The 577-nt window shown below is 64.1% G+C and carries 1 protein-coding gene; it reads left to right on the forward strand.

What is annotated here, in order from left to right; genetic code table 11:
• Nucleotides 1-326 precede the first annotated feature (326 nt).
• A partial coding sequence (locus CXR02_RS22725; RefSeq protein ID WP_219816479.1) for a hypothetical protein occupies nt 327-577 on the forward strand: 251 nt, incomplete at its 3' end.

Below are 577 nucleotides of genomic sequence, written 5' to 3' on the forward strand. Positions count from 1 at the left end.
CGCCCTGTCCCCCGGGCGGTGCAATTGGGTTAAAGCTATGGGTGACGACCCGGCCAGACAAGGGCCTGTTCGGCTGTATGTGGAAAACTTTCCGCATTTTCGCAACAATTTTCACACAGGTAACACTGGGAACTCTGTCTTCACCCTTTCGCCCCGTATATGGTTGGCGCGACAAGTCAGACATTCTCGAGTCCCGGACAGCCTTGCATTGCTGGGTCCTGGGCGCGGGATCACCATGACACTGCCATGAGCGTGTTGTTCCGGAGCGGAAAATGAAGCGGACCCTACTTCCCCCCAATAGCCACCGCGCTAGTCGAGTTGGGGCCGTGCTCCTTGCCGTCTCCCTCATTGCCGGGCCTGGCCTGGCGGCGCCGGCCGTCGCCGTCGCACCGTCACCGAGCGCTACGGCGACACCGGCGCCGACGCCGGCGACAGCCCCTCCGGTACCGTCCACCACGGCTTCGCCCGCGCCGGCCCTGGCAACCGCCTCTCCGGTTCCAGCGCCTCCGGCTGACAGTGTCCGGGTAACGGCTGATAAATCGTCAGAGGCCTACCGAAGCGCCATGGCCGAGGCTAC

This window comes from Arthrobacter sp. 4R501 (assembly GCF_002929755.1).
In the GTDB taxonomy this organism is placed as follows: Bacteria; Actinomycetota; Actinomycetes; order Actinomycetales; family Micrococcaceae; genus Arthrobacter.